This is a genomic window from Enterococcus timonensis, assembly GCF_900104595.1.
Taxonomy (GTDB): Bacteria; Bacillota; Bacilli; order Lactobacillales; family Enterococcaceae; genus Enterococcus_J; species Enterococcus_J timonensis.
Genome location: NZ_FNVY01000002.1, coordinates 24,904 through 49,625, shown reverse-complemented (window position 1 = coordinate 49,625; position 24,722 = coordinate 24,904). Strand labels below are relative to the sequence as shown.

Below are 24,722 nucleotides of genomic sequence, written 5' to 3'. Positions count from 1 at the left end.
GAAATGCCTGCTGAACGTTCCGTTCATTCACCATTTCCCTATTTTTTATAAGCCTTAAACGCAGAAAAAATATCCTATTTATCAGTATTTTTTATGCAAGGCTTGGAAAAAAAGATGAAATGCCTGCTGAACGCTCCGTTCATTCACCATTTCCCTATTTTTTATAAGCCTTAAACGCAGAAAAAATATCCTATGTTAACAAATTCAAGAGGACGGGCATGACAAAGACGGTGATGGTGCCGGTGACGCCGATGGAAAGGCCGCTCATGGCGCCTTGGACTTCGCCTAGTTCCATCGCCCGCGCCGTGCCGATAGCGTGCGCCGTTGATCCTAATGCAATTCCTTGGGCCACCGGATCAGTAACGCGAAATAATTTCAAAATAAAGGGACTCATAATTGATCCAGAAATGCCGGTAAAAATCACCATCACTAAAGTTACCGCCGAAATCCCGCCGAGACCTTCAGCTAATTCTAAGGCAATCGCTGTTGTCACATTTTTAGGGACGACAGAAATTAATACCGCATCTTCCAAACGAAACAAGCGGCCGAATAAAATCATCATCACGCCACTGATCAAAGATCCGGTGACAATACCGACTAAAATCGAACGGGCGTGGCGTTTTAATAAGTGCAACGTATTATAAAGTGGAATTCCTAGTGCGACTGTCGCTGGCGTGATTAAAGTGTTGAGCATTTTTCCGCCTTCATAATAGTCGTCGTAAGAAATGCCGGTAAGTTTTAAAAATAAAATAATCACAACAGTAGAAACGACTAATGGATTAAAAAATGGATATGGAAATCTTTTGAACAGGCGTGAAGCGAGCAAAAAAACGCCAATCGATAAGACCAAACCAAATAACGGATTGCTAGTTAACTCCTTCATTTGTCCTCCTCCTTGGCCTTGTCGTCAATATCTAGATAACTTCCTTCAAAGCGCCGCTTGATTTTTTGGACAATCACGCCCACAACTCCCATGGAAATGGCGGTCACCATCAGGGAAACCAGTGCCAAAATATACCAAATATCTTTCAGCGCCGAAAAACTCACCATTACTCCGACGCCCGCCGGTACAAATAAAATCGTCAAATTACCAAGCAACCACGCTCCGGCCTCTTTGACGTCCTCGATTTTTAAAATTTTTGATTCTAACGCAATAAATAAAATAATCATGCCTACTACGCTGCCAGGAATCGGTAACCCGAGCAAACTTTTAATTAATTCACCAATGAATGAACAAAGTAAAATATAAAAAAATTGCCGATAGATTTTCACAAATTGTCCCCCTTCGCTCTTTTTGATTATAGCCACTTTTTCAGAAAATGAAAGCATAAACGGCAAATTTTCAAAAATTTTTTCAAAATAAGACAAAATAAGGTAAAATGAAAGCATATGTACACAGATTATCGGGAGGTCATTGAATATTATGGAAATTAAATCAGATACAAATATTGAACCACAAATAAAAATGCAGTCAAACAAAAACAATCCTCACAAAAAATTAATTGCTTTTGATATTGACGGCACGCTTTTAAATTCTCAAGGTTTCGTCTTGCCTTCCACCGTAGACGCTATTAAAAAATTGCGCTCCGCTGGACACGTGGTGACGATTGCTACCGGGCGTTCGTATTTTTTAGCTGAAGAAATAATTCGTTCGATGCAATTTGAAAATTATTTGCTAGTCAATGGTGCGGCAGCTTTTCTAGACAATCAACAAGTGGTCAAAGAAATTTTGGATCGCGCTGCTTTTAGCGACTATGTTCAGTTTGCTAGCGGACTAGGAATTGATGTGGTCTATCAGAACTTATCGACGATTCGCCGCTATCACGAAATTATTTCTAATGAAGAAAAAATGGCCATGAATAGTTTTAAAGCGTTGGTCCCAGATTTTGATGATACGTTCCATTTGCAAGAAGAAATTTATCAAGGGATTGCTTTTTATTCTGAAGAATTCGACCAACAATTTGCCCGCCAAAATTTTGCTCAGTTTGATTTTGTCCGCTGGCATCCATTTGGCGTTGATATTATTCCTAAAGGCAATTCCAAAGCGCGGGGCCTTTTGAAAATGGCGGACGCTGCCCAGATTACACCAGAAAATATTATTGTTTTTGGCGATGGTAATAATGATCTTGAAATGATTCAAGCAGCTGGTATTGGCGTGGCGATGGCTAACGGGCAAGAACATGTGCGCGCTGCTGCTGATATTGTGACCGATAGTAATGATGACAACGGGATTTTTAATGCTTTAAGAATAATCGAACTGATTTAAGGAGACAGTATTATGGAAAAATACGAATGGAGAAAAAGTGAACCTTGGTATAAAGCCGTTAAAAAACCACAGATTTTAAATATTCCGGCGCAAAATTTTTTGAGTATTCACGGTTTGGGCGATCCTAACGAGGCCGATTTTAAAGAACGGGTGGCGACTCTTTATCCAGTAGCGTACCAGATTCGCATGAGCGAAAAAAATGGTTTCGCTATTCCGGGATTTTTCCCATTCACTGTTTATCCACTGATGGGTTTTTGGACGATTCAAGAAAAATATTTTGGCGCTGCTGAAATTAAAAAAGATTTTTTTGAATATGATTTGATGATTCAACAACCGGATTTTGTGACACCGGAAATTATGAAACAAGCCATTGAAAGAGCCACCGCCAAAATTTCAGAAACTCTCGCCAAAGAACTGATTTTTAAAAAAGAACCGGCCCAAATCGTCGGACAAATTCTCCATCTCGGGCCCTATGATAATGAAGCAGAAAGTTTTGCCACTTTGGAAATTTTTTTAAAAGAAAATGGCTATCGGCGAGTAGGAAAAACCCACCAAGAAATTTACTTATCTGATCCAAGAAGATCCGCTCCAGAAAAGCAAAAAACATTATTGCGCGTCGCTATTGAAAAAATATAAATTGACCACCAAAAATTGAGCTTTTTAGCCTAACTTTTGGTGGTCTATTTTTTTAAATTCGTCCTCGCACTTTAATCACAACGCCTGAAACTAACAGAAAGAACACGCTCCAACTTAAAATAACCATGACGGCCCGCAAATCAGAAACTAGTGCCAATTCCCCACGATTTAATAGTAAATTAGTAAATGGCAAATAGTTTGTCGGAAAGACGCCGGAAAATTTTCCTACTAGACTTTGTAGCCCAAGATTATTCATGAAAAGGGGCAAACATAAAACGCCTAAAACTACCAAGACTTCTTTTGTAAACCGACTCACTAAAAATCCAAGACTTGTCATAAAAACAGCCCACACAGTTAAGTATCCAAAATATTTTAAAAGATATTGCCCTATCGTAACTATGAAAGGATGTGCCGCATCAGCTGGATTCACATAGGAATATGGATAATGTAACGTACCAAATCCATAGTTAGGATTCAAACCACGAAATAACGTAATGGTGCTTAAAGAAATAAAAACAGCAACTAGAAAACTAGACGCAACTATCATAAAACGAAATAAAATTATTTTTCCTCGAAAAGTAGGTAATAAATTAACAAATGCATCATGTCGATTTCGTTGATCATTAGTAAAAAAAAGAGCAACTGAAGCTGATAATCCAAATAAAAAAATCGGGATAAATTGAGTATTTGGTATTCTATCTAAAGTAGAACTTGGTGCGGTCATAAATGGCAAATTTAATATAATTCCCATTTGACCCAAGGAACGTGTTTGTTCAAATAAAGCCGTGTCATCAATTTCATTAGCAACTAAATTTTTAACCATTGCTTCTTGAAAAATAGGATACTTTCCGGTTAGTCCCATTATACCCAAAACATTAGTGCCATCTAAAATGGCATTTAAATGGAGTTGATTAAATTGAAGGTAGTCATCTTTATTCAATAATTCTTCCATCTGTAGCGGTACTGTTTCAAAATATTTAATTTGACTAGCCTTTTTTTGAGGAGAATAGCTATTACTAGATTCCTTTAAAGAATTAATTGTTGCTGCAGAATTTTCTTTGATAAAAGTAATATTTTTTTCTTTCACTTGATAAATAGTTTGAATAAAAGGCACAACAACTGTAAGTCGCCAAATATCAAAACCCATCAGTAAACTAAAGGTGAGAATTAATAAAAAGAAAATCTTATTTGTTAAAAAGTTTTTTAACTCAAAAATAACATTCACCTCTTTTTTAAAATGGCGTGTTAACTGAATATGTTAGCACGCCATTTTGATACGAATTAATGGACAGTATTTCCGTAGTACTCAAAATTACCACCATCAATGCTATAAATATAATCTACAGACCCATTTGGATTAACAATTTTTTGCGATAAAAATTTATTAGAATAGTATAAATCTATAAAAAACGTTTGACCATTCTCGTCAATATAGTCGATGACATACGCCGCTCGAATTCGGGGAACGGCCGCTTCAACTTCTTTTGGTTTGACAAGTAGCATTGCTGAGCCAAGAGAAGCTGCAGTTAAAACGATTGTAAAAATTTTTTCATTTTAACCATCCCCTAAAAACAGTCTTTTTATTATAAAACGATTATAACATCTCGCAAACACAATGCAAGGGCTTTAATCTCCTTTTTAACAGCTTTTAAGCTTTAATCACACCTTCCCAAATCTTGACTGTTTTTTAATTTTTGGTTTTACTTTATGAGTTGTTATTTAATTTTTCTAAAAATTATTTATTCGCTAAATATCATTTTTTAAAATACTATCAATATTGGAAAATTTGCATTTAATTATTTCTTGACTCGCAAAAATTTACAAATATTTTTGTTAGCTTATTTTTGTTTTTTCATTTAGGAATGTTTTTTAAATATTGCAAAAACTTTTTTGCTGATACAAAAAACCAAAGCACATTTGCGCTTTGGTTTTTGTTTTTTGCTTAAATTTAAGGTGTTTTGCGGTTCGGATTTTTCTTTGAGCCGCGTTTGGCTTTAGTGGCCGCAAGATTATTGATAGGTTTTTTAGACATTCTGTGGGTGGGATTATTTTCTTTTGTTTGTGGTAATTTCCCTTTTAGTTCCACTTTATTTAAGCGTGGAGCCCCAGACAACTGCGTCAACTTAGTATCAAGCTGATCTAATTGACCTTCATTCCAAGGTGAGTTGCGGCGGAAATTTTCAAATTTAACATCTTCCATTTTGCCGCGAATTTGTTCTTCGGCTTTTTTAATACGTTTAAATAATTCATTAGCCGAAACTCGTAGTGCGCCTTGGGAAAAGACCACCCATTGTTCTGCCAAGTCTGATGTTGCCACGGCTACTTGGGTCAGGCGATTATTTTTTTCACCGGCCATTTTTTCAATATAGCTGTCGGCAGTTTGACCTTCCTCGGTGAAAATTACTTCTAATGAATATTTGTTATACGTTTGAGTGATGCCTGGAACAAATTGCGCGTCAAAAACAACGATAATTTCCAAATCTTCAAATTTAGCGTAGTTGGATAATTTTTTTAGCAATTGTTCCCGTGCTTCTTCCAACAAATTTTTATCCTTCAAAGCCACTAGTTCTGGCCATGCGCCGATCATATTGTAGCCATCGACAATTAATAATTCTTTTTTCATGGTGTCACCTCCGTTTCATAAATGCTTCATAGATTAAAATAGCCGCCGCCACACTGGCGTTTAAACTTTGGACGTGACCGTTCATGGGAATGGTCAGCATTTCGTCGACTTCTTTTTTCAAACCAGCCGATATTCCTCGTCCTTCATTACCAATGATTAAAACAATTTTTCCAGTGGCATTCCACTCTTTGAAGTTTGTACCTTCCATATCCGTTCCGAAAATCCAAAAGCCAGCTTCTTTTAATTTTTTCACCGCCATATTGACATTGACCACGCGAGCAATCGGCACGTATTCCACCGCACCCGTCGAAGTTTTCACAACTGTACCTGTTACGCCCACTGCCCGATGCTTCGGCAAAATAATTCCATCGACACCAGCGGCATCTGCCGTTCTTAAAATGCTCCCCAAATTATGAGGATCTTCCAGCTCATCTAGTAAAACGAAAAATGGATTAGGATTTTCCGTTTTCTCCAAAAGTGCGTCTAGTGTTAAATATTCATAAGGCGTCGTGCCGGCGACAAATCCTTGGTGAATGCCATCGTCAGTCAGTAAATCGAGTTTAGATTTTGGCACCCATTTAACCGGGACAAGATTTTCTTGAGCCAGTGCTTTTACTGTTTCAAAATTTTGCCCTTTGCCGTCTGCTTGTAAAAATAATTTATTAACTTTTCCTTGTTTTAAAACTTCCACCACGGCGTGATAGCCGTATGCAATTTCATTTGTTTCTGGCGTTTCAATTTCATCTTGCTTATTTAATTGATCGACTTGGTCGAAACGATTTTTTCCTGAACGCTTGTTATCGCGTTTTTCAGTGGAACGATTTTGTCCTCCACGTTTTTCATCAGTACGACTCTGACTTGGCCGTTTTTTCTTTTCTCCAGAGAAATTTTTTTCTTGGTGTTTATTCATTTCCGGCCTCCTCAATTTTTTCGATGCACCAGGCAGCTAACTCTTCTACCCGCGCTTTTTCTCCTGTTAAATCTAAATAACCAAAGACCGCTTCAAATCCTGTGGCCACCCGATAAGTAGTCACGTCGGCATTTTTAGCAAAAGTATGACTTTTAGCGTTGCGCCCGCGTTTGTAAATATTCACTTCAACTTCTGTCAAAACATTTTCAACTAGCATTTTTTCCATTAAGAACGCTTGGGCTTTGGCGGAAACATAATGCGTCGCCAGCCGATGCAAAGTGTTGGGACGGGTTTGCCCAATTTCTACTAGATGGCGCCGGATGAAAATTTCATAAGTGGCGTCACCAACATAAGCTAGCGTTAAGCCTGATAATAAAGAGAGATCATTCATTTATTTTCCTCCAGCGGGTACCTTGCGGCGTATCTTCTAAAACAATTCCTTGGGCTTTTAACTGATCGCGAATCGCATCACTTTTGGCAAAATCTTTAGCATCGCGGGCAGCATTTCGTTGCTCAATTAAATCATCGATTTCATGATCTAACGACTCCGTCTGAGTTGGCGCCAAATCAAGTCCAAAGACGCTCACTATTTTTGTTAGACTAGTCAAAGATTCATTTAAAACGAGGCGAGAAATTTCTTCCGTCTCGCTATAACTATTCAGCCAGCGAACAAAATCATAGACTGCCGTCAAACCATTAGCAGCATTAAAATCATCATCCATCGCCACTTGAAATTGTTTTTCAAATTGATCAATTGATAATAGATTTTCCCCGTCCAAATTATTCGTTTCAGCGATATCTTTCGTCAATAAAAAGCTGGCATTATCAAAAGCCGTTTGAATTTTAGTAAGATTATTTTTGGCTTCAGCTAAACTTTCTTTAGAAAAACGAATCGGCCGACGATATTGGGTCGTCGCCATTAAAAAGCGGACCACTTGTCCGTCAACAGTGTGCAATAAATCGTGGACGGTGACAAAATTTCCTAAAGATTTGCTCATTTTTTCATCGTCGGAACCTACTGTAACAAAGGCATTGTGCATCCAATAATTGGCAAACTTTTGACCAGTTTCTGATTCGCTTTGGGCAATTTCATTTTCATGATGGGGAAATTCCAAATCTTGACCGCCCCCATGAATATCAATCGTCGGGCCCAAAAGTTGAGTCGCCATCACGGAACACTCAATATGCCACCCGGGACGCCCTGGACCAAATGGCGCTTCCCAAAAAATTTCGCCCGGTTTAACTGCTTTCCACAAAGCAAAATCAATCGGATCTTCTTTGCGCTCTTGTTCTTGACCGGTTCGTTGGCTGGCACCGATTTCTAATTCGTCAATTTTTTTGCCGGAAAGTTGCCCGTAATTTTTAAATTTCCGAGTGCGAAAATAAACATCGCCAAAACTTTCGTAAGCAAATCCTTTTTCAATTAAATCTTGAATAAACGCAATAATTTGCGGGATAAATTCTGTCACTTGCGGATTAGTAGTCGCCGGTTGAATATTTAAAGCCGCGGCATCTTCTTTAAAAGCAGCAATAAATTTCTCCGCCACTTCCCCTGGCGTTAAACCTAACGTTTGGCCGGCGTGAATAATTTTGTCATCCACATCCGTAAAATTCGAAACATAATTCACCGCAAAACCCCGATATTCAAAATAGCGCCGAATCGTATCAAAAGCAATCGCCGAACGAGCATTGCCGATATGAATATAATTATAGACAGTCGGCCCACAAACATAGATCGACACTTGTCCAGACACGAGCGGAATAAACGGTTCTTTAGTGCGCGTGAGGGTGTTATACAATTGAATCAAAAAATTTCCATCCTTTCTTTTGGAAAATTTTACCTAGAAAGATTGAGCCGTCCATCAGCTAAATGATTAAATGCCGACTCAAAAATAAATTCCTCGAAAAATTTATTTGCCCATTAAAACTGAAAACAAATAAGTCTTCTCCACCTTCAGTGTACTATCTTTCAAGGGATTTTTCTAGTAGTCGAGAAATTAAAAAAAGCGCGCTCCAAATTTTTCGAAGCGCGCTTTTTAAGTCTTATTTCGTTAATTCTTTGATATGAGCTAAAGTTTTTTCTTTGCCCAAAAGTTCAATCGCTTCGCCTAATCCTGGACCATGAGTTTGGCCAGTTGTTACGACACGAATTGGCATCCACAAATTTTTTCCTTTGATGCCGATATCTTTTTGGACGGCTTTAATCGTTGCTAAAACAGTTTCGTTATTGACAACATCTAGTTTAGCAAATTTTTCAGCAAAATCAGCCACAACAGCACTCGCATTTTCCTCAGCTAAAACTTCGCGCGCTGCATCATCTAACGTTGGATGATCGGCAAAAAATAATTCCGATAACTCAACAATTTCAGCGGCAAAACTCATTTGTTCTTGGTATAAAGAAACTAATTTTTCCAACCAAACTTTTTGATCAGCGCTTAAGTCTTCAGGCAAAAGACCCGCTTTTACAAAATGAGGTAAGCACATGGCTGCCAAATCTTTAACATCCATTTTTTTCATATATTGGTTGCTGACCCAAGCTAATTTCTTAGCATCGAAGGCCGCTGGCGATTTAGACAAGCGATGCTCGTCAAATAATTTGATTAATTCTTCTTGGGAGAAAATTTCTTCTTCCCCGACTGGTGACCAGCCTAGTAAAGCGATAAAGTTAAACATCGCTTCTGGCAAGTAGCCAAGATCTTTGTATTGTTCGATGAATTGTAAAATAGATTCGTCGCGTTTGGATAATTTTTTACCTGTTTCAGAATTAATAATTAAAGTCATATGACCAAAAATTGGTGGCGTCCATTCGAATGCTTCGTAAACCATCAATTGTTTTGGCGTGTTGGCAATATGATCATCGCCACGCAACACGTGCGTAATTTTCATCAAGTGATCATCCACAGCTACGGCAAAATTATACGTTGGCATGCCGTCGCGTTTTTGAATTACAAAATCGCCACCGACTGAATCAGATTCAAATTGAATATGACCTTTAACCATATCAATAAATTCAAATTCTGTATTTTTCGGAACGCGGAAACGTACCACACTTTCAAAACCATCTGCTGCTTTTTGCGCTTGTTCTTTCGGTGTTAAGTTGGCACATTTGCCACCGTAATGAGGCATTTCGCCGCGAGCCCGTTGTTCTTCCCGTTCAGCTTCTAATTCTTCTTCCGTACAGAAACAACGATACGCATGATTGCTTAATAATAATTGATCAATTAACGGTTGATAAATTTCGCCACGTTCTGATTGACGGTAAGGACCGTATGCTCCTGGTTTGTCAGGTGATTCGTCCCAATCCATTCCTAACCAAGCCAAATTATCTAGCTGAGATTTTTCGCCGTCTTCAATATTCCGTTTTAAGTCAGTATCTTCAATCCGAATAATAAAATCGCCGCCATTATGACGAGCAAATAAATAATTAAACAACGCCGTCCGAGCATTGCCGATGTGTAGATGACCTGTTGGAGATGGTGCGTAACGAACACGAACTTTTTTAGTCATTAAGACACGCCTCTTTCTTATTTTAATTCAAGCTCTTTCATGAAAATTTTAACGTTAATTAGTGAAATAGTAAAGGACAAATCCTTTATTTTCCAAACTTTCACCGAGATTTATCCAATAAAATTTTTATTTCTCGGCGATGTTTTTAGTCGCGTGAACTGGCTTAGCAAAAATCATTCGCCCGGCTGCCGTTTGCAAAGCACTTGTAACTACAACTTCAATATTTTGATTCATATAATGTTGCCCGTCTTCTACGACAATCATAGTGCCATCATCTAGATAAGCGACTCCTTGTTGGCGCTCGGTGCCGGCTTTCACCACTAGCACATGCATATTTTCACCCGGAATCACCACTGGTTTCACGGCGTTAGCTAATGCGTTAATATTTAGCACGGGCACATTTTGAAATTCAGAAACTTTATTCAAATTATAATCGTTAGTCACCACGATGCCGTCTAACAATTTGGCCAACTTAATCAGTTTACTATCGACTTCAGAAATTTCTTCAAAATCGCCGTCGTACATTTCAACAGAAATATCTTCTTCTTTTTGCAAAGCATTTAAAATATCTAGACCACGCCGACCGCGGACACGCTTTAAAGAGTCGCCGGAGTCTGCAATATATTGCAATTCGTACAACACGAAATTCGGAATCAAAAGCACGCCTTCTAAAAAGCCCGTCTTAGCAATATCGTAAATCCGCCCATCAATAATGACAGACGTGTCAAGAATTTTATATTTATGAAAATGATCCCCCACTTTGCGCTCCAGCACTTCGCCTTCTTTTTCCTTTTTCTTGCCGGCAAATAATTTACTCCACTCTTCAATGCGGGTGGTGCCCACTTTAAAGCCGAGGTAGCCAAGAAAAACCATAATAAAAATCGGCAAAGCCAAATTAACTAATGGCAGCGGCACATTATAAAGTGGAATGGAAACCAAAACCCCAATAATGAGCCCTAAAATCGCCCCCAGCGAACCAAATAATAAATAAGTTAAGGACAATTCGCTGACAGCTTTTTCAATACGTTTAATCCCAGAAACAATGTATTTTGCGGAAAACATTGCAATAATAAAAGAAATAATAGCACCAAGCACCGCATTTGTTAAAACATTGTTCAGCCAATTCGTATTATCCAACTGTAACGCGTGCCAAGCATCCGGTAAAAATGAAATGCCCAACGTAACACCAAGTAAGATCATTAGAATCATGATCACTCGTTTTTGCATAGAAATCCTCCTTTTTAGTTTTTTTGAGATTTTTGTTTTGTGTTTGTTGTTTGTTGTAACTTTTTTACGGTGTCTTAAGCGCAATGGCTAGGGAAAAAGATAAAATTATTTAAAAATCAAAAAGCAATTTTCAAAAATTTTCCTATTTTCCTACGCCATTAACCGCGCTTGCGACAACCTTTTTTTCGGTGTGTTAAGCGCAGCGACTAGGAAAAAAGATAATTCTTCTGGCGAATGTTCCATTCGCATTCAGAATTCCTATTTTTCCACGTCCCTAACCGCGCTTGCGACATCCTTTTTTTCGGTGTGGTTTGAACAATGGCTAGGAAAATAGATAAAATGCCTTCTGACCGCTTTGCGTTCATACACCATTTTCCTAATTTTCTACGCCATTAACCGTTCAAAACACATCCTTTATCCAAAGACTTTTTTTAGGGTTTCTCTTATTGTTGATACGCCGATTAGGGTGAGGCCTTTGGGGATTTTTAGGCCGTCGAGATTATTTTTTGGCAAATAAACTTTGGTGAAACCTAGTTTTTGTGCTTCGCCTAAGCGTTGATCGATACGATTGACGCGGCGGATTTCTCCGGTTAAGCCCAGTTCGCCGATAAAACATTCATTTACAGCCGTTTCTTTTTCTTGATAAGACGAAGCAAGGCTGACGGCAATCGCTAAATCAATCGCCGGTTCGTCCAACTTCACACCGCCGGCCGCTTTTAAATAGGCATCTTGATTTTGTAACAATAGTCCGGCTCGTTTTTCTAAAACCGCCATAATTAAGCTGACTCGATTGTAATCAAGTCCAGCCGTTGTGCGCTTGGCGTTACCGAACATGGTAGGCGTAACAAGCGCTTGGATTTCTACTAAAATCGGGCGCGTTCCTTCCATGGAAACAACAATCGCTGAACCGGTGGAGCCCGCCAGTCTTTCTTCCAAAAAAACTTCAGAAGGATTTAAAACTTCTTTTAATCCTTCTTCCCGCATTTCAAAAATTCCGATTTCATTGGTGGAACCGAAACGATTTTTCACCGCCCGCAAAATACGAAACGTATGATGACGTTCCCCTTCAAAATACAAAACCGTGTCTACCATATGCTCTAACATTCTTGGTCCGGCAATGGCGCCGTCTTTGGTGACGTGGCCTACAATAAAGATGGCAATCTGGCTAGTTTTGGCAATTTGCATCAGGCTTGCGGTGACTTCTCGCACTTGCGAAACGGAACCGGCTGCTGAAGTAATTTCCGGGTGTTGCATTGTTTGAATCGAATCAATAATGACAAAATCTGGTTTCAGCTGCTGAATCGTTTGCGAAATTAATCCTAAATCAGTTTCCGGATAAATATAAAAATCATCCGCCGTCACCCCGAGACGAGTGGCGCGCATTTTAATTTGCGTGGCTGATTCTTCGCCAGAAACATATAAAACTTTCCCCGCTTTGGCTGCTAATTGAGCCGACACTTGTAAAAGTAAAGTCGATTTTCCAATCCCGGGATCGCCGCCGATTAAAACTAAAGAACCCGGCACCACGCCGCCACCTAAAACTCGATTTAATTCTGGCATCGCCGTTTTCGTTCGCGGTTGATTTTCCAAATTCACTTCTTTAAGGCGTTGAGCTTTAGCGGCCACGGTCTTAAGTCCGGCCAGCGTTTCTTTTTCTGGGGCAATAATTTCTTCCACCATTTGATTCCAGGCGCCACAATTTGGACAACGCCCGAGATATTTCGGCGAGTTATAACCGCAGTTTTGACAAACAAATTCTGTTTTACTTTTTTTGGCCATCGCTTACTTACTCACTCACTTTCCTGACGAACCAAAGCCGCCAGTACGCGCTGTATCGGTGGAATCGTCGTCTGTTAAAAAATATTTGTGGAAAATACCTTGACCAATGCGTTCGCCTTTTTCAATCACAACATCTTCTGTGCCAAAATTAATCAACTGAAAAAAAATATGCCCTTCATTAGCTGGTGCATTGTAATAATCGCTGTCGACAATCCCAATTCCATTGGGCATGCTAAGACCGCGTTTTAAGGAATTTGATGAACGAATGACGAGCGCTAAATATTCGTCTTCTGGCATAAAGGCTTTAACGCCGGTCGGCACTAAAGTTGGTGCGATTTTTTCACCACGGGACAACGCGGCAAATAAACTGGGGACCACCACTTTTTGGGCAGCTTTAAAATCGTAACCAGCCGACGCTTTAGTAGCCCGCGTTGGTAATTGAATTTCTTGTGTGATAAATTCGGTCACTACTTCAAAGCCACGATTTTTTTTTGTATTTATAAAAATTCCCCCTTAAAAAAGTTTTTTATACTGTTTCTAGTTTACCATAAGACTAGGGAAATAAGCGGGTTTCAACCTTCAATTTAAGGGAAAAGAAAATTTTTAAGCAAGCTTTTAGAAACGCCAAAAAGTAACAAAAAATTCACCCGCAAAATTCACCCTTGTGATACACTAATAGTAACAAATTTGAGGAGTTTTTCATGAAAAATAATATTTTACCCCGTGTAAATCGCGGGGCACTGCTGGCTTTTTTTACGCCGTTTTTGGCGATGGTAATTATTTATTTATTTACTGGCATTTATCCTGGGAGCACACGGAGCATTCTCGCTTCTGATGCTTTCTCGCAGTTTTCCAACTTTCACGCTAGTTTTCGCAATATGTTGCTAGGCGACCAAGGATTATTTTATTCTTGGCATACTAGTTTAGGACTGAATTTTTTTGCGCTGGCGGCTTATTATTTAGGTGGCTTATTGACGCCATTAGTGATTTTTTTCCCCAACCAAATGATGCCCGATGCGCTTTATTTTTTAACCATTATTAAAATCGGACTGGCGGGGCTGACGTTTTTTTATTACGCCAGACGCTTTAAATTATCCACGGCAGTCACAGTCAGCTTTTCTACAACTTATGCTTTAATGAGTTTCATTACCGCCCATTCGGAATTAATTATGTGGCTAGACGCTTTTATTTATTTGCCGCTTGTCATTATGGGGATTGAAAAAATCCAAGATGAAGGCCGACCGCTCTTGCTTTTTGTCAGCTACTTTTTATTATTTACGTCAAATTTTTATTTTGGCTTTATGGCCGGACTGTTTTCCTTTTTGTATTTTGTCGCCCGCACGATTTTGCATTGGGCTTGGGCCAAACGAAAAATCGCTCAATACTTGCTAACGTCGCTAACTGCTGGCGGTGCGGCGATGTTAATTATTTTGCCCACGTATCTGGATCTGCGAACTAACGGCGAGGCATTTTCCACCATTACCAAATTAAAAACCGAAGCTACGGCGCCTTTAGATTTACTAGTAAAAAATATGATCGGCGTTTACGACACGACGAAATACGGCTCGATTCCTTTTATTTATATTGGTTTGATTCCTTTAGTTTTTTGTCTTTTTTATTTTTTCTCAAGAAAAATTCCCGCCAGAAATAAAATTATTTTCGCCGGACTTTTTGCCGTGATTGGCGCTAGTTTTTATATTGTACCTATGAATTTATTTTGGCACGGGATGCACGCGCCCAATATGTTCTTATTCCGGTACAGTTTTGTTTTTTCCTTTCTAGTCATTGCCTTAGCACTGCGGAGTTTCCGGCTAGTTGAGTGGCGAGATTATTTTCTTATTGCAGGAATTTTTCTTAGCTTAGCGCTGATTTTCCTTTTGATTAAAATCTTTTTTAGCAAAAGTTATCCTTATTTAAGCATTTGGTCGGTGGTGCTGTCGCTTAGTTTTTTGCTGCTGTATTGTTTAGTGTTCACCAGTGGCAAATTGCGTTTGCTCGATCAAAAATCTTGGACCCGCGCCTTGGCTGCGCTGATGATCGCCGAAGCTATGCTCAATAGCGGCGGGATGATTAAAGGGATTTTGGATGATTGGAATTACGCCTCGCGCTCCCTTTACACCGAACCGTATCCAGATATTAAGCAACTAGTGACAGATGCGGATGAAAATGAAGGACAAAATCAATTTTTCCGCTTAGAAAATCTCAACGGCGTTTCCAGTAATGATAGTTTTAATTACGGGTATTCCGGCGTTTCCATGTTTTCTTCGATTCGCAATCGCAATTCGTCGAGTTTACTCAATGAGCTGGGCTTTCGCTCCCGCGGCACCAATTTAAATATTCGTTACGCCAATAACACGTTGCTAATGGATAATTTGCTGGGTGTCCGCTATAATATTTCGCAAAATCAATTGAGTAAATTCGGCTTCACCCAAACAAGTGTCGCTAATACTTATAAACTTTTTGAAAATCAATACGCCGCCGGACTTGGCATTTTAACGGATCAGACAATTTACGATGTCGATTTTCCCGAGCTCGATAATCTCACTAGCCAAACAAATTTATTTAACGCTTTGGCCGGCACGCAAGAAACATTTTATCAACTCATTGAGCCGGTTGAAACGTCCACTGAAAATACAAAAGTAACTAAGACAAATAGTAGCGTCACTTACGCCGAAGAAACTAGTAATGTCGGCAAAGATATTCATTTTCAAGTAACGGTTCCAGCCGGTAAGCAAGCTTACTTAAGTTTGTATCCAATGAATTTTGCCGAGTTAGAAAGTTCCACCGCGGCCATTTTAATCAATGGCGAAACGCATAAATCGCAAATCAATATTTCCGGTCAATATTATGATTTGGGCAATTACTCCGAAGAAACGACGATTGATTTTGTTTTGAATTTGTACGGCACCCCAAGTGTTACTTTTATGAAACCAAAAATCGTCCTGCTAGATACCGCTGCTTACGTACGCTCTGCTGAAAATATTCAAGCAAATAGTGTCGATTTTACTATGGAAAATAACGGCGCTGTCGCCACTATTGAAACGGCTGAAGACCAAACATTATTTACTACTATTCCTTACGATCTTGGTTGGCAAGCTTATCTAGACGGCAAAAAAATTCCCATCAAAGACTTTAAAAATGCCTTTCTCACTTTAGAAATCCCCGCAGGATCGCACAAATTAGAACTAAAATTCGTCCCAGCCGGTTTTAAATTAGGTGTAGTCATTGCCACAAGTTCACTAGTCATTTTTGCCGGATACGTGGTGTTATTGAAGAAAAAAACAAAATAAAAAAACTTCAAAATCTCAAATAAATGGGATTTTGAAGTTTTTTATTTAAGGGGCAGCATCATACGTAACCAAATATTTTTTTGAAAGTAGTATTTTCCCGTTTTCTGAAACAATGGTCACAAAATGTGGACCACTAGCTAGCTGGGGAATTATTTCTCCTAGATTTTAAACGAATACTCCTTACTAGAACCTGCGATTAGCTTCATCTCGGACCGTTCATCAATCAATAAATTTCCTTGTAGTGTATCGGGCACATTAGTCATTTCTAGTAGAAGGCTTCCCCCCTCCTTAACATAAACTTCTTCTCTCAAATCTATCTTTTTACCATCAGTTTGTATATACGAAATAGATAACTGTATTTTCTCAATTTCTTTTGCTGTGATTTTCTTCTCATTATTAAAACAACCGAATAATAAAGGAAGTATTAATATCAACGAAACAATGATTCGCTTTTTTTCTCATAAATTCCCTCCCTTTTAAATGATATTTTTTGAAAATGTTTTCCTTTCTTTTTATTTGTCTAAATCATATAATATTATCCGCAAAATTTGAATACTCTTGGCGCAAGTGGCCTCTCTTCTGTCCTAAATAACATGATTAAACATTAAATTTTCGAGAAAAATTAAAGGCAGGCAATTTATATGCAGGTAAATATTTATGTCTATCTCAAAAACTTAAAAGAAAAATTTGTGAAAAAATTCGTGAAATTAACTAGATTGCCCCATTATTTTTTTCATCGCTTTGAATTAGAATATCTTTTAAAGGAGCGCATCTTCCAAGGATCCACTAAAAAATAATGATCTGCTTTTTTTGCCATCGTCTTAACCTCCGCCTTAATTTTCTTCATTTTAACTAGAAATAAAGCCGTTTCCAATCAAACGCTTGTCTAATGTCGAAAATCATCAAGATAAAGTCGCTTTAGTACAAAAAAAGACCACTCAACAGACAAGATTGAGTGATCATTTTAGTTAAATCAATTCAAATTTTCCGAAACTTTCGGCATTGGAATCAAAGCCTACAAATATTTCAAATTCACCAGGGTCAGCAAAATTTTCTAAATCAGAATGCACGTAAGAAAGATCGGCTGGTTTTAAGTTCAATGTCACGACTTCGCTACTATTTGCAGCGACGGTAACTTTGGTAAATTCCCGCAAACGGCGCTTCGGTAAAGCGACAGTTCCGTAACAATCTTGAACATATAACTGGAGCGTTTCTGTGACTGCTGTTGGACCATCATTTTTAAGGAAAATTTTAACAGGCAGTTCGTCACTCATTTTCTCAGTAAAATTCACCTCAGAAATTTCTAGCGCGCCATAAGTTAGCCCGTAACCAAATGGGAACAGCGGTGCGTTCGGTTGATCCAAATAAAATGAAACATATCCGCCGCCGCCATAATTTTCCGTTAGTGGTCGACCAGTGGATAATTCATCATAGTGAACGGGAATTTGTCCGACACTTACTGGATAACTCATAGGTAACTTGCCAGTCGGCGCAACTACGCCTGTTAACACATCGGCTAAGGAATTTCCAGCTTCACTTCCTGGGAAAAATCCTTCCAGGACAGCTTGCGCACTTGCCACAACTTCGCCTAAAATTATCGGCCGACCGTTAAAAAGGACGGTGACAACTTGCGGATTAATTTCGGAAATTTTTTTCAGCAAATTCATTTGCGATTTCGGTAAACTGATATCCCCTTTGCTGGTAGCTTCGCCAGATTCCAGCGAACTTTCTCCTAAAGCGACGATGACCACGTCGGCATGTTTAGCGGCGATAAACATATCCGCTAATTCTTTTTCGGAAAATTTCAGCCGATCACTTGTCCCCACAACAGTTAATTCTGGCAAAACTTTTTTTAAACCAGTTGCCAAATTCACCGCCTGCTCCGTTTTGCCTATCCATGACCAGGCGCCTAAAACATCTTGACTTTCAGCCATTGGACCGACTAATGCCACTTTTTGTTGTGAATTGAGTGGCAAAATATTTTTTTCGTTTTTCAATAAAACCATACTTTGACTAGCCGCTTCTCTAGCCACTTGACGGATTTCAGATCCCGCGGTGATTTTTTGACTTTCAGCCATTAATCCACGATAAGGATCTTCAAATAAGCCCAAATCATTTTTCAATTCTAGAACATGCAGCACAGATTGATCAACATCCGCTTCTAAAACTTTTCCTTCAGCTACTAACTCGGCCAAATTTTTCATATAAGCATTACTCATCATATCCATATCACAGCCGGCGTTTAAAGAAAGTTCAGCAGCAACTTTTAAATCCGATGCAATGCGATGAGGCACCAATTCTCGGACGGCTCCCCAATCAGAAATTACCAGACCAGAAAAATCCAAATGATCACGCAAAACATTTTTCAATAACCAACGATTGGCGGTCGACGGAATACCTTGCATCACGTTAAAACTCGTCATAACAAGTTTCGCCCCAGCATCAATTGCTGCTTTAAAACTTGGCAAATAATTTTCGTAAAGATTCAACGTAGAAAGATCCACCGTATTGTAATCACGACCACCTTCAGCCGCCCCGTATCCTGCAAAATGTTTCACACAGGCGGCGATTTTTGAAAAATCTTCCGCCAATTTTTCAGGCGCCCCTTGGTAGCCACGAACAAAAGCTGCACCCAATCGACTATTTAACAATGGATCTTCACCCGTCGCTTCCATCACCCGACCCCAACGCGGATCGCGCACCAAGTCCACCATGGGAGAAAACGTCACATGAACGCCCGCTTCCACTGTTTCTTTGGCTGAATAGCTAGCCACTTTTTCAATGAGTTCCGGATTAAAACTTGAAGCAAGTGCTAGCGGCACTGGAAAAATCGTTTCGTACCCGTGAATCACATCAGCCATAAAAACTAGCGGAATTTTCAAGCGGCTCTTTTCTAAATAACTTTTTTGAATCGCTAAAACTTCTTCTTTCGTATGCGTTCCAAGAACCGAACCAATGGTGTACAGCTCGTCTTCAGTCATCCCCATCTCTTCTAACGGCCCCGTAATTTCACCAGTTGCCCCCGTTTCTTCAAAAAAATTAGGCGTTAGCTGCACTAACTGCCCAATTTTCTCGGCTAAAGTCATGGTGGAAAGAAGATTTTCTAAATTTTCTTTTTGCATTGAATTCACCTATTTTATTTTTTTAGTTGTTGATGTATTTGATAAACAGCACCAATCATCCCGGCATTATTTTTCAGTTCAGCGGGCATAATTTTTGCAATAATTTCCTCTGGTAGATAAGCCAGACTTTCATGGCGAGCTAATGTTTTGGCAAACACTGCTTTTAATTCTTCCATAAATAAATCATTGGCTGAAATGCCACCGCCAATTAAAATCCGCTCAGGGTCAAAAATAGCAATTAAATTCAGTAACATGACCGATAAATCTTCATAGTACTGGGCTAAAATTTCTGTCGCCAATTGCTCCCCTGCTTCTCGTCGCTCAAAAATAATCCGCGCATCAATAATATCTTCTTGCTGGGGGTCAATTTCTCTCAGCGCTTCAGTGTAAAGGCGGCACAATCCTAAAATTACTGCCCCTTTCCAGTTCATAGAAACAAATTCAATATTATCTTCAGCGGGTAATTCCTTAATCAACATCCAACCAAACTCGCCAGCCATCCCATGTTGTCCACGATAAACTTGACCGTTTAAAACAATCCCTGCACCAAGTCCCGTGCCAAGAACAATACACAAATAATTATCGATTCCTTGAGCATTTCCAATCCAATGTTCAGCAATAGCCGCAGCATTTCCATCATTTTCAATAGCCACTGGTAAATCAATTATTTTCTCTAACTCAATTTTTAAATTCACACCATAAATCGGTTTAATTGCGCCAGCTGTTAATAAAGTACCATCTTTTTGGACAATCCCAGGAGCTGAAATACCCACGCCTTTAATATCTGCAAAGCGTGCTTGATAATTTTTAACAATCGCTGACAAATCCGCCAACAACTCGACTAGTTCATGACGCGTGTCGATTGCATTTTGTTCTAAAACCGATCCTAATTCATTTAATAAACCATACTTAATTGTCGTTCCACCGATATCAAATCCCACATACATAAGTCATCTTCCTATCTAATCTACATATTGACTAAAAATTTTTTGAAACACGATTGAGCTCAAATAAATCATTAACCCAAAACCTAAAAACAACCACAGCACAAAAAGTTGCGGAATGAAAAGTGGTAACGCAACTCCAATTGCTCCAAACATGAAAAAGATTAACATACTATATGGCAAATGTTTCAGTGCCAAAATCAAGCTGTTAATAAAGATTTTCGGCGTTGAGCTAGCGAATTTAGCCATCATAGGAAAAACAAATTCCAACGTTAATAGTAAAACGCCTAGTACAAAGGCAAAAATATAAAATGTTGCTGGAAAAGTTTGGAAAAAACTTCTTAATCCTTGATAACCGGCAAAGATCAATGCGGCAAAGGCGATCACAAGCAGCCACACTAGACTTCCTTGAAATAAATTTTCTTTGAATTTTTTGAAATAAGTACGTACAATTTTCTCTTCGGAACCAGTTTGTAATTTAAAACTTGTGGCATAGGCCGCACTTATGGCCGTACCAATCGTCACAATTGGCAAACAAGTTAAAAGAAATATGAAATTTAACACTAGTAACTGATAAAGCTTAGCCATTGCCTTATAAATACCGCGATCTGGACTAAATAAGTTGTTCATTTTTCCACTTCCTTTCCCAAAAATTAAAATGAGCTGGAGCATGAGTCACAAAAAGACTAATGTCACAGCTCATTTCTTAATCAACGATGTTACTAGAACTTTATGAGAAACTTACCATCATAAAACAAATGATGTAAGCTAATCAAAGTTTTATTCCATCCCTAATTTTTCTTTGTTTTCAGTAATTTTTTCGTTACGAACTTTGTTAATCGCGTCGATGCTATTTTGTTGTTGGAAATCTTTGTATTTATTTAATAGATCGTCTGCTGCATCATCAGAATCAGAACGAAGCATGCCGACTAAAGTTGTTCCCCAGTTTGTTGTAATAGCACTTAAAGCACGAGCTTCTTGGCTAGCAGCTTCTGGTCCAATATTTTCAGTGGCAAATTCTGGCGTTAATTTTCCGTCGCCCCATTCTTGCAATTGTTTAACAGCATCCACATATGATTGATCGCTTAAAGCTTTGTAACGGTCATGACCAAATTGAATAAATTCGCCAATCCGATATTCTAATTGGAATTTTTCAGGGTCGTTTAATTGAATATTACGTGTTTCTTCAGTAAATTGGACTTTACCATCGCCAGCATCTTCATAAGTTTCCCCTTCGATACCGTAGTTAGTTAACATTTGACCTTCATCACTTAACAAATAAGTAAATACTTGAATTGCTTTCGCTGGATCTTTAGCATTTTGAGAAATGTAGTTAATCATCCAACCAGAAATCCCAGCTTGTGTTAAAGTAGGTTCATTTCCTTTAGTACTCATCACACCATCGACAGCAATATATTCACCATCAGGATTAGCAGAAGCAAATGTTTGTAAAGAAATTCCTTGGTTTACGAAACTACCAATTAGCATTGTAGCATATTCACCAGTAGAAATTTTTTCTTTAAAACGATCGCCATCATCGGTGAATGAATCATCAGAAATATAGCCATCTTGACGCGCTTGACGGAAAGTTTTAATCCAAGTTAAGTAATCTTCATCTAGGTTACGATCGTAGTATGTGCCATCTTCAGTTAAGTAAGGAACACCTAAACGGTCTTGTAAAACGCCATCCATCGAACCATTTCCAGAGCCATCAGCTGCAAAATCATTAAAGCCAAATGGTACTAAATCTGGAAATTGTGCTTTAATATCAGCCATTGCTTTTTGGAAACCTTCTGGCGTAGACATATCAGGTTCACCAATAGCTTCATAAACATCTTTGCGGATGATAAACGCATCACGTGAATAAATATCGCCACTTGCATAATCATCAGCCGTATTGGAATAATCTGGATAACCATAAGATTTACCATCTGATAATTTGTACCAGTTTAAAGTATCTTCAGCAGCTACATCATAAAAATACGGATCATATTTATCAGCTAAATCTTGTAAAGGTAGTGCCCAACTTTCAGCTTTCCGTGCAACTTGAGAGTTTGAATCAAAAATTGTTACGATGTCGGGCATATCGCCACCGGCAAATAAAGTATTTAATTTAGTATCATCACCGGTCACAAATTTAATATTAATATTCAAATCTTCTTTAACTTTTTTAGTAACTAAATCTTCACCAAACTCAGTATTCCACCAGTCAGCATTCACATACCAAGTTAAATCTGTTTCTTCTTTTGTATCTAGTGTCCAAGCAGCTTTTGTTTTGTCGACTTCATAACGATCGCCAAGATCTGGCAAATCTGTTGCTTTTGTGCTGCTTTCTTTTTTATCGCCGCTGCCACATGCAGCTAGTGTTAAAATACTTGCTGCTGCAAGTGTAGTACCAAGTGCCCATTTGTAACCTTTTTTCATTGACATTTTTGTTGCTCCTTTTCTTTTTGTATTCTTTTGATTCTTTTAATCTTTTTATTCTTTCACTGCCCCAAGCATCATTCCAGAGATGAATTGTTTTTGCAGCAATGGATAAATAACTAAAATTGGAATTGTGGTAATTACAATGGTTGCTAATTGAACCCCCTTTGATGTGGTATTGATTGCAATCGCCGCATTCAAACCTTGCGAACTTGCAGCTTGTGACTGCGTGATGATTTCGTAAAGTTTCATTTGCAACGGGTATAATCCTTTGTCAGTAATGTAAAGTTTGGTGGTCATAAAATCATTCCATTGCCAAACGCCATGAAATAAAGCAATCGTTGCGAGGGCTGGTTTAGACAAGGGAACATAAATATCTTTAAAAATTTTCCATTCGCTGGCGCCATCAATTTTAGCTGATTCATCTAAACTTGTTGGTACATCACGGAAAAAGTTCATTAAGATGACAACATCATAATAACTAAAGAGAGCTGGAATAATGTAGACCCAAAATGAATCTAGTAAACCTAAAGATTTAATCAATAAGTAAGTTGGAATCATCCCGCCGGAGAAAAACATAGTAATAATCCCCATCGTGGAATACAGACCACGAGCTTTTAAATTCCGTTTACTTAGGGCAAATGCCATAATTGCACAAAAAGTAGTATGAGCTAAAACGCCTAATACGGTTTTACTAGCAGAAATCCATAAAGCGTTCCATAAAGTTGAATCATTTAAAACCCGTTTATAATTGTCAAAAGAAAGTTCTGACGGCCAAAAAACAAAATCTCCTTTAGCTAAAGCTTCACTACTAGCTAAAGATGAAGCAACAACATTCCAAATAGGTACAATGATAATTATCGTGAAGACGACAAGAAGAAGAATGTTCACGAAATTAAAAATTTTTGAATCTTTATCAGCCAAACTATTAGCCCGACGTTTAGAAAAACTAATTTTCTTTTTTGAAGTTTCCATGAATTTCTCCTTCCTATAAAACTGACTTGTTGTCGTTTAATTTTTTAGTTACAAGATTGGTAATGACCAATAAGATTACTGAAATAATCGAAACACCCAGACCAACGGCAGTTGCATACGAGAAGTCGCCTTGCATTAAACCAATTCGATAAACATATGAGTTAATGACTTCTGATTTTGGTTGGTTCTGAGAATTCATCAAGACTAAAGTTTGATCTAAGTTTGAGTTGAATAAACCTGAAACGGCTAAAATTAAGTTTAAAGAAATAATTCCTTTAATCATGGGAATCGTAATGCTCCATATTTGACGAAGACGACTAGCGCCATCCATCCGAGCTGCTTCATAATAAGTTGGATCAATTCTGGACATGGCAGCCAAATACAAAATGGTTCCCCACCCAGCTTCTTTCCAAACATCAGCTAATGAAGCAATCCACCAATATTTATTGGCATCAAGCATATGGTTGGTGCTAGGCGTTGCCCCAAAAATCCCCAATATTTGATTCATCATCCCATTGGAAGACATCCAAGTGATTAACATTCCGCCTAAAATAATCCAAGACAAAAAGTGAGGCAAATAAGAAATAGTTTGAACGACACGCTTGAAAACTGAGTCCCGCAATTCATAAATCATGACAGCGATGATGATTGGTAAAACAAAACCAAACGCTAATTTCAGAGCACTAATTCCTAGCGTATTGACAACTGATGTCCAAAAATATTGGTCATTTAAGATAATTTTGAAATTACTCATCCCGACCCATTGCGCACTTTCCATAGTGTCAATGACGGTGTAATTTTTAAAGGCAATCGTAATGCCGTAAATCGGAATAAAACTAAAGATGATCATATAAACTACGCCGGGAATGGCCATCAACTGTAATTGCCACTGCCTAAAAAAAGTTTGCCAATACTTTTTGAAACGATCACCCGTCGTTTCTTTTGCAACTTCTCTCATTTGAACTCTCCTTCCGTTTTTCACGAATAAAAACGTTTTTAATATCTAATAAAACAATGGT

20 protein-coding genes and 1 pseudogene are annotated in these 24,722 nt (G+C 38.5%); 3 read left to right on the top strand and 18 right to left on the bottom strand.

Annotated features, from left to right (window positions below):
• Positions 1-190: 190 nt before the first annotated feature.
• Both BQ5341_RS00545 and BQ5341_RS00540 read right to left on the bottom strand, forming a co-directional pair.
• Entirely contained in the window at positions 191-883 is a 693-nt protein-coding gene (locus BQ5341_RS00545) for an LrgB family protein (RefSeq protein WP_071130128.1), read from the bottom strand.
• Complete coding sequence (locus BQ5341_RS00540) at positions 880-1,272, bottom strand: CidA/LrgA family protein (protein WP_071130127.1); 393 nt, start codon at positions 1,270-1,272, stop codon at positions 880-882. The genes BQ5341_RS00545 and BQ5341_RS00540 overlap by 4 nt, the downstream gene beginning before the upstream one ends.
• A 151-nt stretch (positions 1,273-1,423) precedes the next feature.
• Between BQ5341_RS00540 and BQ5341_RS00535 the strand changes: the two genes are divergently transcribed.
• Both BQ5341_RS00535 and BQ5341_RS00530 read left to right on the top strand, forming a co-directional pair.
• Positions 1,424-2,266 (top strand): Cof-type HAD-IIB family hydrolase, encoded by an 843-nt coding sequence (locus tag BQ5341_RS00535; RefSeq protein ID WP_083378543.1) that lies wholly within the window; start codon positions 1,424-1,426, stop codon positions 2,264-2,266.
• A 12-nt stretch (positions 2,267-2,278) separates the two neighbouring features.
• Positions 2,279-2,902 (top strand): GyrI-like domain-containing protein, encoded by a 624-nt coding sequence (locus tag BQ5341_RS00530; RefSeq protein ID WP_071130126.1) that lies wholly within the window; start codon positions 2,279-2,281, stop codon positions 2,900-2,902.
• Between the two features lie 52 nt (positions 2,903-2,954).
• Here BQ5341_RS00530 and BQ5341_RS00525 read toward each other — a convergent pair whose 3' ends face one another.
• The 10 genes and pseudogenes from BQ5341_RS00525 to BQ5341_RS00480 form a co-directional block, all read right to left on the bottom strand.
• A complete protein-coding gene (locus tag BQ5341_RS00525) occupies positions 2,955-4,127 on the bottom strand; it encodes a hypothetical protein (RefSeq protein ID WP_071130125.1) in 1,173 nt (390 codons plus the stop codon).
• A gap of 56 nt (positions 4,128-4,183) precedes the next feature.
• Positions 4,184-4,405: a hypothetical protein gene (locus tag BQ5341_RS00520; RefSeq protein WP_071130124.1), complete on the bottom strand. Its 222-nt coding sequence runs from the start codon at positions 4,403-4,405 to the stop codon at positions 4,184-4,186.
• Between the two features lie 604 nt (positions 4,406-5,009).
• Positions 5,010-5,525 (bottom strand): annotated as a pseudogene (locus BQ5341_RS00515) (NYN domain-containing protein); the annotation flags it as partial.
• Between the two features lie 4 nt (positions 5,526-5,529).
• On the bottom strand, positions 5,530-6,450 hold the full coding sequence (gene rlmB, locus BQ5341_RS00510; protein ID WP_407920121.1) for a 23S rRNA (guanosine(2251)-2'-O)-methyltransferase RlmB: 921 nt from the start codon (positions 6,448-6,450) through the stop codon (positions 5,530-5,532).
• On the bottom strand, positions 6,428-6,826 hold the full coding sequence (locus BQ5341_RS00505; RefSeq protein WP_071130122.1) for a Mini-ribonuclease 3: 399 nt from the start codon (positions 6,824-6,826) through the stop codon (positions 6,428-6,430). Before BQ5341_RS00505 ends, rlmB begins: the two co-directional genes overlap by 23 nt.
• A complete protein-coding gene (gene cysS, locus BQ5341_RS00500) occupies positions 6,819-8,243 on the bottom strand; it encodes a cysteine--tRNA ligase (protein WP_071130121.1) in 1,425 nt (474 codons plus the stop codon). Before cysS ends, BQ5341_RS00505 begins: the two co-directional genes overlap by 8 nt.
• A gap of 235 nt (positions 8,244-8,478) precedes the next feature.
• Complete coding sequence (gene gltX, locus BQ5341_RS00495) at positions 8,479-9,942, bottom strand: glutamate--tRNA ligase (protein ID WP_071130120.1); 1,464 nt, start codon at positions 9,940-9,942, stop codon at positions 8,479-8,481.
• Positions 9,943-10,068: 126 nt separating this feature from the next.
• Positions 10,069-11,169, bottom strand: coding sequence for a PIN/TRAM domain-containing protein (locus BQ5341_RS00490; RefSeq protein WP_071130119.1), 1,101 nt, complete (start codon positions 11,167-11,169; stop codon positions 10,069-10,071).
• A gap of 414 nt (positions 11,170-11,583) precedes the next feature.
• Entirely contained in the window at positions 11,584-12,948 is a 1,365-nt protein-coding gene (gene radA / locus BQ5341_RS00485) for a DNA repair protein RadA (RefSeq protein ID WP_071130118.1), read from the bottom strand.
• Between the two features lie 15 nt (positions 12,949-12,963).
• Positions 12,964-13,416, bottom strand: a complete 453-nt coding sequence (locus tag BQ5341_RS00480; RefSeq protein ID WP_235836348.1) for a dCTP deaminase/dUTPase family protein — start codon at positions 13,414-13,416, stop codon at positions 12,964-12,966.
• A gap of 233 nt (positions 13,417-13,649) precedes the next feature.
• On the opposite strand from BQ5341_RS00480, the gene BQ5341_RS00475 reads away from it, so the two are divergent.
• Positions 13,650-16,238: a YfhO family protein gene (locus BQ5341_RS00475; RefSeq protein ID WP_071130116.1), complete on the top strand. Its 2,589-nt coding sequence runs from the start codon at positions 13,650-13,652 to the stop codon at positions 16,236-16,238.
• Between the two features lie 968 nt (positions 16,239-17,206).
• Here the strand turns inward: BQ5341_RS00475 and BQ5341_RS00465 are convergent.
• The 6 genes from BQ5341_RS00465 to BQ5341_RS00440 form a co-directional block, all read right to left on the bottom strand.
• Positions 17,207-19,360, bottom strand: coding sequence for a glycoside hydrolase family 3 N-terminal domain-containing protein (locus tag BQ5341_RS00465; RefSeq protein ID WP_071130114.1), 2,154 nt, complete (start codon positions 19,358-19,360; stop codon positions 17,207-17,209).
• A gap of 14 nt (positions 19,361-19,374) precedes the next feature.
• Complete coding sequence (locus BQ5341_RS00460; RefSeq protein WP_071130113.1) at positions 19,375-20,307, bottom strand: ROK family protein; 933 nt, start codon at positions 20,305-20,307, stop codon at positions 19,375-19,377.
• Between the two features lie 15 nt (positions 20,308-20,322).
• Complete coding sequence (locus BQ5341_RS00455) at positions 20,323-20,934, bottom strand: DUF624 domain-containing protein (protein ID WP_071130112.1); 612 nt, start codon at positions 20,932-20,934, stop codon at positions 20,323-20,325.
• A 150-nt stretch (positions 20,935-21,084) separates the two neighbouring features.
• Entirely contained in the window at positions 21,085-22,734 is a 1,650-nt protein-coding gene (locus tag BQ5341_RS00450; RefSeq protein ID WP_407920120.1) for a type 2 periplasmic-binding domain-containing protein, read from the bottom strand.
• A 48-nt stretch (positions 22,735-22,782) separates the two neighbouring features.
• Positions 22,783-23,703 (bottom strand): carbohydrate ABC transporter permease, encoded by a 921-nt coding sequence (locus BQ5341_RS00445; RefSeq protein ID WP_071130111.1) that lies wholly within the window; start codon positions 23,701-23,703, stop codon positions 22,783-22,785.
• A gap of 13 nt (positions 23,704-23,716) precedes the next feature.
• Complete coding sequence (locus tag BQ5341_RS00440; protein WP_071130110.1) at positions 23,717-24,661, bottom strand: ABC transporter permease; 945 nt, start codon at positions 24,659-24,661, stop codon at positions 23,717-23,719.
• Between the last annotated feature and the right edge of the window lie 61 nt (positions 24,662-24,722).